We start from the raw sequence: 12,697 nt of genomic DNA on the forward strand, positions 1-12,697 counted from the left end.
CCGGTGCCCGACCCCTCACAACCCCCTGCGGGCACTCGGATCGCGCCAGCATGACCGCCGCTCCTGGCACGCGCAAGCCCCGGCCTGTATTCGTTTCAAACAATCCACCGGACGGTCACTCGGCCGGTCTGATCGGGCACACTGGGCTGATGATCCGTAGCATCCGGGAGTTGCCGGCCGGGCCGGGTGTCTATCGGTTCCGCGATGACACCGGGAAGATTCTGTACATCGGCCGCGCCCGAAATCTGCGGCGGCGCGTGCAGTCGTACTGGGTGAATCTCGGCGACCGGCCGCATCTGCAGGCGATGGTACGGCGGATCGCCCGGGTGGAAGGTGTTTGGTGCGATTCCGAACACGAAGCGGCGTGGCTCGAACGCAATCTGCTCGAACACTCCAAGCCGCGCTGGAACCGTACCGAGGGCGGCGCGGAGGTCGTCGGCTACATCCGGCTCGCCGACGGATCCAAGCCAGGCTTGCGTTTCGAGCACATGGTCAGCGGTAGCGGGCCGCATTTCGGGCCGTACCTCGGCGGCTTGCGGATCCGGCAGGCGATCTCCGGGCTGCATAGGGTGCTGCCGTTGCAGTACACCGTGGCGGGTGACGGTTCGGCGGAGGAGTTCGGTCGGTTGTTCGGCATCGGGCCCGCGGATCGGGAAACGTTGGCGCGGACGGCGATCGCCGTACTTCTGAAGGAACCGACCGCGGTCGAGGCGTTACGGAGCGAGCTGGTACGACGACGTGACCGGGCTGCGGGTGAATTGCGGTACGAGTTCGCGGCGAAGGTGCAGGGGGAACTCGAGGCGCTCGAGTGGATCTGTTCCGAGCAGAAGGTTGCCTGGATGGAACCGCGGGACGCGGACGTGTACGGGTGGGCGGACGGCGTACTCGTGCGGTTCGAGCTGAGGAGCGGGCGGATGTGCACCTGGACGCAGCGCGCGGCGGGCGAGGCGACAGCGCGAGAGCGAGTGGCGGCGACGCCTGCGTTGTGGCAGCCGTTCGCCCGGCGCAACGCCGAGCTCGCCGCACGACTGCTCAAGGTGACTTCCTGATTACCTAGCATGGTGTCCCATGACGCAGCCGCCTGGTCCGCAAGGTCAGCCTTATCCGCCGGGGCCACCGCCGTACGCGCCGATTCCCCCCAAGCGATCGAAGGGGCCGCTGCTCATCGTCGGCGGTCTTGTCCTGTTTCTCATCGTACTGATCGTCACCGGCCTCGTCCTGTTCGTGAACCGCGGCGAAGACAAACCGGTCAGCCACGAGTCCACTCCGCCGGCCCGCACCAAACCGTCCGATCCGAAGGCGGTCGAGTTCCGCCGTGTGCTCAGCTCGAAGCCCGGCCACTGCGCGACCCCGTCGCCGACCGGTACGGCGTGTGACGACCAGGGCAACGTCTACACGCTGGGCAAGGTCGAGCTCGACGGCAGCAACGTGTCCGAGGTGAAGGCCGGATTCGACCCGGCGCAGGGCACCTCCTGGTACGTGAACCTCACCCTCGATCCGGAAGGCACCAAGCTGTTCGGTGGGTTGACCGCCAGCATCGCCAAGCAGGAGCCTCCGGCCAATCTGCTGGCGATTGTCGTCCACGGCGAGGTGGCCGCGGCACCGGCCGTGCAGTCCGCGATCACCGGCGGCGAGGTCCAGATCTCCGGCGGCTACACCCGCGACACCGCCGAAGCCCTTGCCAAGAAGATCACTGGCTAGCCTCAGCGGTTGGTGACTTCGAAGGCGACCACTGCCGCGGCGACGGCGACGTTCAGCGACTCGACGCCGGAGCGCAGCGGGATCTGCAGGTCGGAGTCGGTCGCGACCGTGATCCCGTTGGTCTCGCCGCCGAGCACGTACACCGCGCGCGGTGCGAGCTCGGTCTTGAACAGCGAGTCCTGCGAACGCGCCGACAACCCGTACACGTGGTACCCGGCGGTCCGCAGTACGTCGACCGCTGCCTTCGCCGTCGACGTGTTCACGATCGGCGCCTGGAACGCGACGCCCGCCGACGCCTTGATCACGAGCGGCCCGACGTGCGGCGTACCGGCCCGGGGGAGGATCACACCGTCGAACCCGGCGCCGGTCGCGGTCCGCAGAATCATTCCGACGTTTCCGGGATTGGTCACCCCGTCGAGCAGGAAAACGTTGGTCGGCCGTTTTCCGCGGGCCCGCACGAACTCCTCCAGCGGCGTCATCCGGGGCGCGTCCACGTCCGCGACCACGCCCTGGTCGTGCTTACCGTTCCCGGCCAGCCACTTCACCCGGCTGGCGGTCGCCCGCTCGACCGGCGTCCCGTACCGCTCCGCCGCGCGCAGGATCTCCTGCATCGAGTGGCCGGTCGCGTTGTCGGCGAGCACGACCTTCGCCACCGACAGGCTCGGATCGTGCAGCGCCTCCAGCACAGGCTTGCGCCCGTAGACCGTGATCCACTTGTCGCGGGGCGATTTCTTCGAATCCACCCGCCTACCGTAGCGCCGGGTTCGTCGCCTTACCGTCCAGCCAGAGCATGTTGCTCGGGTCCGAGTGCGTGCCCGTGGTGCCGACGTGCTTGTCGCCGATCTGCGCGCCGTTCTTGATCACGTGCACCAGCGCCATCCCGTGGCCGCGGCCGAGCTCGTAGTCCGCCTTCAGCCAGTCGAGGATCGTGCCGGCCTTCACGTCCGCGGCGCCGTACCCGCGCTGATGAGCCTCGTCGACCAGCTCCCGCGGGGTCTTTCCGGTCTTTTCCTCGATCTTGTCCAAGTACGCCTGGAACGACATCGTTTTCCTCCTCGGGTGGTGGTCGTACACCCCTGCGTCGGGCGAACACCGCGGAAATCGACACCGACGATCAGGAAACTTTCCGCAACACCGCGAGCACAGTTTCCGCCGAGAGGTCGATGTCGGCCGGCCCGGTGGTCCAGTTGGAGACCGAGATGCGCATCGCGGCCCGGCCCTGCCAGGTGGTGCCCGACATCCAGCAGGTGCCCTCGTCCTGCACCTCGGCGACCACCCGCCGGGTGACCGCGTCGTCGTCCCCGAAGCGGACCAGGACCTGGTTGAGGACCACGTCGTTCAGCACCTGCACGTCGTTGGCCGCGAGGATGCCCGCGAACCGCTGCGCCATCGCGTGGCAGCGGTCGACGATCTCGGCGATCCCGATGCGACCGAGCGCCCGAATCGCGGCGTACACCGGGATGCCCCGAGCTCGTCGCGAGAACTCCGGGTTGAAGTCGAGCGAGTCGCGTTCGCCGTCCTCGTCCTGGATCAGGTAGGCGGCGCGGATCGACATCGCCGCACGATGGGCGTCGGGGTGCGCGCACAGGACGAGGCCGGAGTCGTACGGCACGTTGAGCCACTTGTGCGCGTCGGTCGCCCACGAGTCGGCCAGCTCGATCCCGTCGACGAGCGCGCTGAGCTGCGAGCTGACCGCCGCCCAGAGGCCGAAGGCGCCGTCGACGTGCACCCAGGCCTGGTGTGCGTGCGCCAGGTCGCAGATCTCGGTGATTGGGTCAGATGCCCCTGTGTTCACGTTGCCGACCTGCGCACAGACAATCTGTGGGCTATCGCCGCTCAGCGCCTTGGCGAGGGCGTCTGGGCGCATCCGGCCTTGGCTGTCGACCGCGATCGGCACGATGCAGCTCGTCCCCAGCCCCAGGAAGCGCAGCGCCCGGTCGATCGTGTCGTGCCGCTCCGCCCCGGCCAGCACGCGGATCGGGGGAGCGCCGATCAGGCCGTCGCGTTCGACGTCCCACCCGGCTCGCCGCAGTACCTCGTGCCGCGCGGCCGCCAGCCCGGTGAAGTTCGCCATCTGCGCGCCGGTCACGAAACCCACCGACGTACCGCGCGGCAGCCCGAAGAGCTCGACCAGCCAGCCCGCGGTGATGTCCTCGACCACGGCGGCCGCCGGTGATGCGGCGTACAGACCGGCGTTCTGGTCCCACGTCGTCGTGAGCCAGTCCGCCGCGAGCGATGCCGGCGTCGCGCCGCCGAACACGAATCCGAAGAACCGGCCGCTCCCGCTCGGCAGCAGCCCGTCCTCGACCCCCTCCGCGAGTCGGGCGACCACTTCCCGCGGATCCGTCGGCCCGCTCGGCAGCGGTCCACCGAGCGCCTCGTGAAGCTCCTCGGCACTCGCCCGAGGCCCGACCCGCCGCTCCGGAAGCCCCTCCAGGTACGCCGTCGCGCGCTCATATGCCTCTTTGAGCGGCCCCTCCCAATCAACCATGCCTCTTTTCTACGCCTTGGGGGCCGTAAAGTGCGCCCATGCAAATCCGGAGCCGGTGGTCGGCGATCGTCGGGTACTCCCTGGTCGGCGCGGCGACCCAGCTGGTCTGGCTGAACTTCGCGGGCGTCACCACCGTCGCCGCCTCCCGGTACGGCGTCTCCGAGAGCGCGATCGGTTGGCTCGCCCAGGTCTTCCCGCTGCTGTACGTCGTACTCGCGATCCCATGCGGTCTCGCCCTGGACCGCTGGTTCCGGGGCGGGCTGCTCGCAGGCGCCGTACTGACTGCTGTCGGCGCCATGGTGCGGCTGATCGGTGATGACTTCGGCTGGCTGCTCGCGGGTCAGATCCTGGCGTCGATCGCGCAGCCGCTGGTCCTGAACGCCGTCACCGGCATCACCGGCCGGTACCTGGAGGAGAAGGACCGGCCCACCGGTATCGCGATCGGCACCGCCAGCATCTTCGCCGGCATGGTGATCGCCTTCCTGCTCTCCGCTGTCTTCACGACGTCCTCGTCCATCCCCGCCATGCTGACCGTCAGCGCCATCTTCTGCGTCCTGGCGGCGATCGTCCTGGCGGCTGCCATCCGCGGCCCCGTCGAATCCCACACCACCGCAGCTCGACGCCCCGACCGTGGTGCGTTGGCGGCCGCCTGGGGCGACCCATTGATCCGCCGCCTGTGCGTGCTCGCGATCTTCCCGTTCGGCGTTTTCGTTGCCATGAGCACCTTCGCGCAGGCGCTCCTCGAACCAGCCGGTGTCAGCGGCGGCACCGCAAGCACGATCCTCCTGCTGCAGGTCATCGCCGGCGTCGTCGGCAGCGCCACCATCCCGATCCTCGTCGTACGCCGCCGCGCAGAATCCGGCCTCCTCGTCGTCAGCCTCGCCGTCACCGCCGCAGCCTGCGTACTACTCGCCCTCGCCCCCGGGGCAGTCACTGGCTTCGTGGCGATCACCGTGATCGGCCTGCTCCTTCTCCCGGCGTTGCCGATCGTGCTCGAGCTCGTCGAGCGCCGTACCGGAGAAGCCGAAGGGACCGCCGCCGGACTGATCTGGATGGCCGGCAACCTCGGCGGCCTGGTCGTCGCGGTCGTTGTCGGCCTGCTGGTCGATCACCCGTTGGCGGCGTTCCTCGTGATGGCCGTGATCGCGCTCATCGCCGTACCGGGCGCTCGCGCTCTTCGTCGCCCGATCGCCGAACTCCGATCGCAGTCGCAACCGTAGCGATCAACCCGCCGGCGCCGGCGACGACAAACGTCGTACGGGCGTCTGTGTGCTGGAGGAGCAGCCCGCCGCACACGTACGAGATTCCGGCCGCGAGACCGATCGCGCCGTACAGATTGCCGAAGACACGGCTGCGCAGGTGCGGCGGTACGACGCGTTGCAGGTGGGTGTTGACGCCGACGTCGACGCCCGCGATCCCGAGGCCGCGAATCACCTGCAGCGCGAGCGCCGCCCAGATCGCCCAGGCCAGCCCGGTGACCAGGTTGCCGACGCTGCTGACGGCGAACCCGAGGAGTATGAGGACCGGCATCTTCAGGCGGCCCGCATACCGCGCCAGGATCGCGAATCCGACGATCAGCCCGATGCCCACCCCGGCGTACAACGTCGCCGACGCCGAATCGCTCCCGTGCAACTCGTCCTTCGCGAGGAACACCATCGCGACGTCGTCCACCCCGTTGAACGCGACGGTGGCGAAGAACCCGATCCCGATCACGCGGATCTGAGCCGTTGTGAGGATGTAGCCCAGCCCGTCACGCGCGTCCTTGAACACACTGTTCAGAGTCGGCTCGGACGGTGGGATCTTCGGCAGCCTGGCGAGCAGGCCCGCCGAAATGAAGAATGTCGCCGCGTCGATCAGCAGGATGCCGCGTACGTCGGTGACCAGGAACAACCCCGCCGCGATGATCGGACCGACCGCCTCCAGCCCGTTCGTCCCCGCCCCGAGCGCCGAGTTGGCCGCCTCGAGTTGATCGTCCCGCACCAACGCCGGCATCGCACTCCGCGAAGCCGCCTGAAACACCTGCGCCGTGACGCTCCTGACCGCCACCATCACCAGCAGCACCGTGAGCGGCGGCAGGACGAGGGCCATTGCGACCGTCAGCACGCCCTGGACGACGTCGCAAGCCACGATCACCCGCTTCAGATCGAACCGATCGCCCACCACCCCCGCGAACGCCCCGAACAACCCCGGCACAAAGTCCCCCGCCAACAGGAGAAGCGCCACCGCGATCGCGGCCCCCGTCGACGCCTGCACATACAACAGCAACGCGACAAGCCCCAGCGAGTCCCCCAAGAAGGACACCGCCCGAGCCCCCCACAACGCCCGAAACGCCCCCGACCCCCGCAGCACTCCCCACACAATCCTCTAGTATGTATCCGCACACCGGCCGGTGTGGCGCAACTGGCAGCGCACCGCTCTTGTAAAGCGGGGGTTAGGGGTTCGAGTCCCCTCACCGGCTCTCTGACCTGGCCATATAACCCGGAAGTGATGAACTTCCGGGCCTCAACCCACCGGTTACCCACCGCTTTGCGACTCTCGGCCGCCGCGCGGTGCCACTAGATCGCAGGTCCTTCTGGCGTTTGCCGCCCCTGCTCGTGGATGTCGCGGAGAGCCTGTTCGAGATGGCGAGCCGCCTCGGGGTTTCGGGCCCGTCGGCCGACGTAGTCGTCCATCGTCGTTGTCGTCTGCGCGTGACCCAGTTGGTCTGCGATCTGGCGCGGCGACTGGCCCGACTCCTCCAGAATGGTCGCGGTGGTCTTCCGGAAGACGTGTGCGGTGACCCAGCCGAGTTCGTCAGCCAGTGAGCGCATGCCGGCGAGTTCGGTCAGTTCCAGCAGCGAGGTCCGGTCGGCCCGGGACAGCCTGTAGAGGTCAGCAAGCTCGGTGGCCTCGCCGGGGTCGAGCCGAACCCGACCAGTTTCAATGGGCTGACGCGCGTCTTGCGCCAACCGAGTTTCGTGACGACGTCGGTCTGCTTCAGTCCGGCGTTCCGCCGGTGTTGCTGAAGCACCCGCCCTAGGTCCTGCCGACGTTGGCTTCCGACCGGTCGACGGGCCTCGCGCAGTGCCTTCTGAACGTTGTGCGGGTCCCGAAATCCACCCTCGCTGCTAGGAAAGATAGGGCTGTCCAATGGAGTTCCCGGCATCCATCTGCTCGTCAGCATGTCGAGCGCCCACTGGGGTAGTCCCAGGATGCGTTCACCGGCCGCCGACTTGACTCTGCGCCGTATCAGCCCGTGCCCCTTGATTCTCTGGATCTGATGGCTGCAGTCGATATCACCAGTCGTCCAGTTGAGATCTTCCCAGCTCACAGCCAGACACTCGCCGATGCGCTCGCCAGTAGCCAGCATGAACTTGCACAGGTCGACCAGGTCCGCGCGGCCGGCGCGTTAGCAGCAGCTGGCCTGGACGCCAAGGAGAGCCGGGAACACAATGACCAAGCTGGAACACCTCTACGGCCACTTCGGGCAGAGCCCATGGCTGGACAACCTCACCCGCACCTCTCTGCGTGACGGCACCCTGGCGCGGATGGTCGCCGACGGGATCCGCGGCGTCACCGCGAACCCGACGATCTTCGCCCGGAGCATCACCGGCTCCCACGACTACGACGAACAGTTCTCGGAAGTGATGGCCGCCGGCAAGTCGGTCGACGAGGCCTACTGGGAGCTCGTCATCTCCGACGCCAGCCAGGCGCTCACCGTACTGCGACCGGTCTTCGACGGGGGCGACTGCATCGACGGGTTGGAAGTTTCTTCCGAGCTGCCCTACGACGCGTCCGGCACGATCACCGCCGGACGGTGGCTGCGCCAGCGGATGGATCAGCCCAATCTGCTCGTGACGATTCCCGCCACAGGAGCCATCCGGCGCTCGAGAGCTGGACGCTTCCAGGCCTGGCACCGTTCAAACCAGCAGCGACCCGGACCGCCACCTGTCAGCCGCTTCACCGGTCCGGCTGACCGGCGTACTGATTCTCACCATCAGCTGAGTGCTGCGAAGAGGGGTTGGATCAGGACTGCGTTGGGGTGGCCCAGGGGGACGGCGAGGACGGGCTGGTCGGAGTGGGTCGCGTAGATGTAGATCATGCCGGCGTGTGGCTCGGGTGGATAGATCGAGTTCCAGTCCAGGGACACCTTCGGGCGCTTGCAGCTGATGCCGTCCTGGTGCACCTTGATGCTGCCGCCGATCGTCACGGTCTCGCCCTGGCGGACCCGGTTGACCAGGTCGGTGAGCAAGCGTGGTTCGACGACCTGCGCGGACAGGTTCACCAGGAACGTCCACCAGTCCGGCAGCTCGTCCCGGCGGCCCGACCGCGAGTCGGTCAGCGTGACCGCCGGCGCCGCCTTGTGCGGGTACTTGCCGACCTCGAAGTGCCAGTAGGTCGTGTACGTGGTCGGGAACATGAAGCGCTTCTCGGTGACCTGCTCGACCCAGTAGCCGACCCACTCGATCTCGTCGAGCGGCATCGACCGCCGGCCGTAACTGATCTGCTGCCCGTCGGCGTGGAGCGAACTCCAGCCGACCTTGGTGTCGAGAACCGGGATCTGGCCGGGCTGCGGTTGCCGGTCGTGCTCGCTCACGTGATGAGCCTTTCGGGTCGGTAGGGCTGATCGCGCGTGAGACGCGCACCGGGTCCGTCTGGTTCCGCTGTACCTGTGGGTACATTTACTCGCGTGGGAGACGGCCAGGGATGTTCTCGCCGCCCAGGCCGCATCAGCGAAGCCAGCTTGGCGGCTTGTGCTGCGGTGAGTGGCACCGTGCGTCCGACCATGACCAGCTTGTCGCCGCGGCAACGGCCGGCGATGACCGCCGTCAAGGGAGTGGGGTCGGCAGAGCCGTCTGTGCTACCGGATCCGCCGGGCGGTGGCGGTGGATCTACTGGATCAACTGCCGGCTGGTACAGGTTCGACAGGTCGTAGGTGAACCGTCGCCAACGAAGGGCTGCTTGTTGTACCAGAGCGCGTACGCACCCCCCGGACAGCTGTCCGAAGGGGAACCCTCGCCCAAAGGTGGGGGTAGAGCTTCTGGATTGGCATCGCGCTGTACGGGCGAGAGCAGCATGTGCCGCAAGCGGGCCTGCGATTCGCGACCGATCGACGTTCAGGCGCTCGCACTGCAGCACAGCCACCGTGACGGACCGGCCGTTGCTGCAGCCGTGCGGCGCCACCGGGAGGCGGTGAGGTGCTCGGTCACCACCGCGGGCAGTTGGTGGGTGGTGTCGCGGGCCAGTTCAGCGAGCTGGCCGGTCGGCAACGGCCCGTCGCTGCATACGAGGCAGGCCACGGCGTAGACGGTGCGCGGCTGGCACCCGCCGCAAGCCGGCGTGACAACGATCCGTGTCGATGTTTGACGTCGTTTGCACAGGTGTCCGTACTCGTCTGCACAGCAGTGGATGCGCAGCGCTAGAACTTGTTGCGACACGCCGGGCACGACCGGCTGCGGCATCAGTCTTCCCTTCGCGGACTTCCTTCCCTTGTTCGGCGAACGCCTTGAAATCCTGCATGTGCTGTTGCGACTGCTTACGGAAAGCGCCGGGCATTAGAAGCCCCGCCAGCCGCATCAGCAGACCGCTGAAACGGTAGTCGCTCTCGCTCTCGCTCTCGCAGAACGTCATCTCCGGATTGGCCTCGGTCAGCCGATCGCGCACGACGCTCCACATGCCCGCGGACGATCTCGCGGTCGAAGTGAACGACGCTCTCCTTCGGGATCCCGTGCAGGGTCTGCCGGATCCCGGCGTGTGATCGTTTCGGTGCACTCGATGTTCCGCTGCCCCGACTGCATCGCGACCCGCGACTTGGTGCCGAGCTGCCCGTATATCCCATTCCCCGAAGCGCTGGCCGAAATCCGCACCTGGTCCCAACACCCCGCCCCACCACCAAGAACGTCATTCCCTGGGGCCCAGAACCCCTACTCACCTACACAACAGCCACAACCTTCGCGCGCATCCTTACCACCTACCTCACCTGAGGAATCTCGCTGCTTGAGGGGCCGAGAAGGGAAGCGGATACTCGGCCCTATGGTGGGGAAGGTGTGGTTGGGGGTGGTGCTGGTGCTCGCTCTCGGAGGGTGTGGGTCCGAGGCAGCGCCGGGCTCTGCGCCTAGTAGTACGTCGGCCCCTCGGCCGGCGTGGAAGACACCGGGCGGTGATCTGGTGCCGCAAGCTCAGCCCACACAAGCGTTTGTGGAGCGTGCGGGAGTGGTGGCGCGGGTCGTGCGGGCGGCGGGGATTCCGGCGCCGGGGACCGGGGTCTTCTTGTACTCGACGCGGACGCCGGGGCTCGGGTTCGATACCTGGCAGCAGAAGAACTCGTGGTCGTCCGGGCGGGTTGCCTTTGCGGACGGGGTCCAGTTCGCGGAGGGTGGTACGACGCGGGTCGATTTCGCGGATGGGTCGAACGAGACGATGCAGGTGCTTGGAGCTCAGCAAGCTCTGACCGAGGCGATCGGGCCGCCGAACGACATCTGCGAGAGGATGCCGAGCTGCGAAACGCTCACGATCACCGGCGGCTCCTTGACCACTACCGACGTGGAGACCAGCCATGGCCGGGCGACCGTGCCGGCTTGGTCCTTCACGGTGCAAGGCCTGTCGAGACCTGTTGTCGCCGTCGCAGCCCCCGCGGGCGTGCTCAAGTCGCTGCAGTGGCCCGACGCGCTACCTGGTCTCGCCCGGCTCGAGCAGGGTCTGCTCCGCGTCGGCGTTCTCGACTGGGTCGACGGCAAGACCCTCAGTTTCGAGTTCAGCCACGGACTCTATGAGACCGACCTCCGGGCCCACGTCGTCGAGTACGACGATCTGGTGGTCATCGGCGGCAGTCACGGTCGATTGCTCCCGGGCGGTGCGGACGTCGGGAAGACATCGACCGCGGTCGTCACCCTCGGCAAGCCGCTCGGCGACCGGGCCGTCATCGCCGCGGACACCGGCGTACGTCTCACGCCGTACCCGTACCTCAGAAAGTGATCGAGGTGAAGGCTCGGGTTTGGTCGGTGAGGGGCTCGTTCGACGGGGAGGCGTTCCAGGGAGGAGGCGACGTAGAAGCCGTGGATGCCGGTGGTTTTGCGGGGAACGCACTCGGCGGCGGCGGGTTCGGCGACCGGGCCGCCGTGGACCAGGACGATGACGAAGTTTCGCTTAATTCTATTCGGCCGACAGTTGAGGTGAGTACATTGCGGACATGTAGAATGCGGATATGTGTTCTCGTCGCGATCGGAGTACTGTGCTCGGCCTGCGGCAACCAGGTCCCAACGAGTCATTCGGCCGCCAAGGCGGCGTACTGCTTTTTGCTGGAACGTTTGAACGCTCCAGCATACTCCCTCGCCTTCGACAAGGTGAAGGACGCGTTATGGTTCCCGGTCATGGAAATCGGAGGCAAATCGAGCCTCCATCGCTATGATCTCGCGACTGGACAACAGTTTCAGTATCCGCTGCCGGACTCCGACTACAATGGCCTTGTCACGACCACCGTTATCACCAGCGATGGCGCGGTATGGGTCAATCTGCCGTACGCTGTCGCGCGCTGGGATCCAATCCGAGAAACGATAACCACAACGTCGATCCCTGCCGACGCCGAAGGTCAGCTCGCTGGAGCAGTTGACACGACGCAGCCCCTGGCTGGGACATGGATTTCAACCCTCATTGCAGACGGCGACGGGGTGCTGATCGGCCGCCTAAACGTTCCCTATCTCCAACGGGTGTCCGGCGACGGCACAACGGCGAGAGCCTTTGACTTACCCAACGGGTACGAGGGTACGAAGAGAATCGCTCGAACGGGCAGTACGCTGATCGTGGCACCAGGTTGGTTATCCGACGAGTCGGCAACAGACGTCATAGCAATTGCGTCGAGCACAACAAAGCACACGGACATTATCCCATTGAACGGTCTCTTCGATCTTGGCGGGACCATCGCCGCGCTGACTCAGAACGGTTTGGTAAAGGCCGACACTGGCGAGCGCCTGTCGACCGTGCTCACACCGGACCCCTCCGCGCATGCCTTGTTGGCACAGACCGGTGAAGCCGAGGTCGCGTACAGCCCATCCAGGCACACTCTGGAACGTGCCGTGGGAACCGAGGTCGCGACCCTTCAGTTGAACAGTCGCACAGCACCTGCCGCTGGAGGAACTGGGACTGCAGTGAAAGCTTGGGAAGGGGTTACGGCGTTGGCACAAGGCCCCGATGCGACCGTGTTCGCCCTTCGAGCCAACGGGACCGAGCTGTGCGAATGGGCATCCGGGTAACGGCATTCCCGGCCGGTCTACCGACCGGCGAGAGTCAGGCCGAGGAGTGCCCGGCGGGGACCCGCGCCACTAAACCTCGCTTTGCAGTAAACGATGCGATCGCGGTGGTCGACACGCGACCTGGATGTAGAGAATTGCCTTACCTGCAAAGGGATTCTGGACTCGCCTCGAGTCAGAATGACCCGAGCGGGAAGGCGTTTCGCAGGTGAAGAGTACAACGACGCGTCCCGCGGTCATGGTGACGGCTCATGGGCGGGGTGTCGCCTCGCATGCCGGT

At 66.8% G+C, this 12,697-nt stretch carries 13 protein-coding genes, 1 tRNA gene and 1 pseudogene; 7 read left to right on the top strand and 8 right to left on the bottom strand.

Features of this window, described 5'->3' with window-relative positions:
* The first annotated feature begins 149 nt into the window (after positions 1–149).
* Entirely contained in the window at positions 150–1,049 is a 900-nt protein-coding gene (locus EV647_RS16040; protein ID WP_166680340.1) for a GIY-YIG nuclease family protein, read from the top strand.
* Between the two features lie 19 nt (positions 1,050–1,068).
* Positions 1,069–1,701, top strand: coding sequence for a hypothetical protein (locus EV647_RS16045; protein ID WP_134003465.1), 633 nt, complete (start codon positions 1,069–1,071; stop codon positions 1,699–1,701).
* 2 nt (positions 1,702–1,703) lie between these two features.
* On the opposite strand, the gene EV647_RS16050 is transcribed toward EV647_RS16045, so the two are convergent.
* The 3 genes from EV647_RS16050 to EV647_RS16060 form a co-directional block, all read right to left on the bottom strand.
* Positions 1,704–2,444 (bottom strand): RNA methyltransferase, encoded by a 741-nt coding sequence (locus EV647_RS16050; protein ID WP_134003467.1) that lies wholly within the window; start codon positions 2,442–2,444, stop codon positions 1,704–1,706.
* 4 nt (positions 2,445–2,448) lie between these two features.
* Positions 2,449–2,745, bottom strand: coding sequence for a DUF4287 domain-containing protein (locus EV647_RS16055; protein ID WP_134003469.1), 297 nt, complete (start codon positions 2,743–2,745; stop codon positions 2,449–2,451).
* A 70-nt stretch (positions 2,746–2,815) separates the two neighbouring features.
* Positions 2,816–4,192 (bottom strand): aminotransferase class V-fold PLP-dependent enzyme, encoded by a 1,377-nt coding sequence (locus tag EV647_RS16060; RefSeq protein WP_134003471.1) that lies wholly within the window; start codon positions 4,190–4,192, stop codon positions 2,816–2,818.
* Between the two features lie 38 nt (positions 4,193–4,230).
* On the opposite strand from EV647_RS16060, the gene EV647_RS16065 reads away from it, so the two are divergent.
* Entirely contained in the window at positions 4,231–5,412 is a 1,182-nt protein-coding gene (locus EV647_RS16065; RefSeq protein WP_134003473.1) for an MFS transporter, read from the top strand.
* Here EV647_RS16065 and EV647_RS16070 read toward each other — a convergent pair.
* Positions 5,342–6,550 carry an MFS transporter gene (locus tag EV647_RS16070; RefSeq protein WP_370343194.1) on the bottom strand — a complete coding sequence of 403 codons (1,209 nt, stop codon included), beginning with the start codon at positions 6,548–6,550 and terminating at the stop codon, positions 5,342–5,344. The two genes, EV647_RS16065 and EV647_RS16070, sit on opposite strands and share 71 nt — an antisense overlap.
* Before the next feature lie 27 nt (positions 6,551–6,577).
* Between EV647_RS16070 and EV647_RS16075 the strand changes: the two genes are divergently transcribed.
* Positions 6,578–6,650, top strand: a tRNA-Thr gene (locus EV647_RS16075).
* A gap of 97 nt (positions 6,651–6,747) precedes the next feature.
* On the opposite strand, the gene EV647_RS42995 is transcribed toward EV647_RS16075, so the two are convergent.
* On the bottom strand, positions 6,748–7,140 hold the full coding sequence (locus EV647_RS42995) for a tyrosine-type recombinase/integrase (RefSeq protein ID WP_238177239.1): 393 nt from the start codon (positions 7,138–7,140) through the stop codon (positions 6,748–6,750).
* Positions 7,141–7,623: 483 nt separating this feature from the next.
* On the opposite strand from EV647_RS42995, the gene EV647_RS16085 reads away from it, so the two are divergent.
* Positions 7,624–8,262, top strand: coding sequence for a transaldolase family protein (locus EV647_RS16085; RefSeq protein WP_238177240.1), 639 nt, complete (start codon positions 7,624–7,626; stop codon positions 8,260–8,262).
* Here the strand turns inward: EV647_RS16085 and EV647_RS16090 are convergent.
* Complete coding sequence (locus tag EV647_RS16090; protein ID WP_134003475.1) at positions 8,169–8,768, bottom strand: hypothetical protein; 600 nt, start codon at positions 8,766–8,768, stop codon at positions 8,169–8,171. The two genes, EV647_RS16085 and EV647_RS16090, sit on opposite strands and share 94 nt — an antisense overlap.
* A 520-nt stretch (positions 8,769–9,288) precedes the next feature.
* Entirely contained in the window at positions 9,289–9,471 is a 183-nt protein-coding gene (locus EV647_RS42020) for a hypothetical protein (RefSeq protein ID WP_166680295.1), read from the bottom strand.
* Positions 9,472–10,369: 898 nt separating this feature from the next.
* Here EV647_RS42020 and EV647_RS43000 point away from each other — a divergent pair.
* A complete protein-coding gene (locus EV647_RS43000) occupies positions 10,370–11,146 on the top strand; it encodes a hypothetical protein (protein ID WP_238177241.1) in 777 nt (258 codons plus the stop codon).
* 92 nt (positions 11,147–11,238) lie between these two features.
* Here the strand turns inward: EV647_RS43000 and EV647_RS43005 are convergent.
* Positions 11,239–11,439, bottom strand: a pseudogene (locus EV647_RS43005) (hypothetical protein); the annotation flags it as partial.
* Positions 11,440–11,541: 102 nt separating this feature from the next.
* Between EV647_RS43005 and EV647_RS16105 the strand changes: the two are divergent.
* Complete coding sequence (locus EV647_RS16105; RefSeq protein WP_134003479.1) at positions 11,542–12,420, top strand: hypothetical protein; 879 nt, start codon at positions 11,542–11,544, stop codon at positions 12,418–12,420.
* Positions 12,421–12,697: the final 277 nt, after the last annotated feature.

The organism is Kribbella sp. VKM Ac-2566, assembly GCF_004366005.1.
Taxonomy (GTDB): domain Bacteria; phylum Actinomycetota; class Actinomycetes; order Propionibacteriales; family Kribbellaceae; genus Kribbella; species Kribbella pratensis.

Bases quoted from the DNA above. Each gene is read 5' to 3' on its own strand.
- EV647_RS16040 (WP_166680340.1), top strand. From the start codon at position 150: ATGATCCGTAGCATCCGGGAGTTGCCGGCCGGGCCGGGTGTCTATCGG.
- EV647_RS16045 (WP_134003465.1), top strand. From the start codon at position 1,069: ATGACGCAGCCGCCTGGTCCGCAAGGTCAGCCTTATCCGCCGGGGCCA.
- EV647_RS16055 (WP_134003469.1), bottom strand. From the start codon at position 2,745: ATGTCGTTCCAGGCGTACTTGGACAAGATCGAGGAAAAGACCGGAAAG.
- EV647_RS16060 (WP_134003471.1), bottom strand. From the start codon at position 4,192: ATGGTTGATTGGGAGGGGCCGCTCAAAGAGGCATATGAGCGCGCGACG.
- EV647_RS16065 (WP_134003473.1), top strand. From the start codon at position 4,231: ATGCAAATCCGGAGCCGGTGGTCGGCGATCGTCGGGTACTCCCTGGTC.
- EV647_RS16085 (WP_238177240.1), top strand. From the start codon at position 7,624: ATGACCAAGCTGGAACACCTCTACGGCCACTTCGGGCAGAGCCCATGG.
- EV647_RS16105 (WP_134003479.1), top strand. From the start codon at position 11,542: ATGGAAATCGGAGGCAAATCGAGCCTCCATCGCTATGATCTCGCGACT.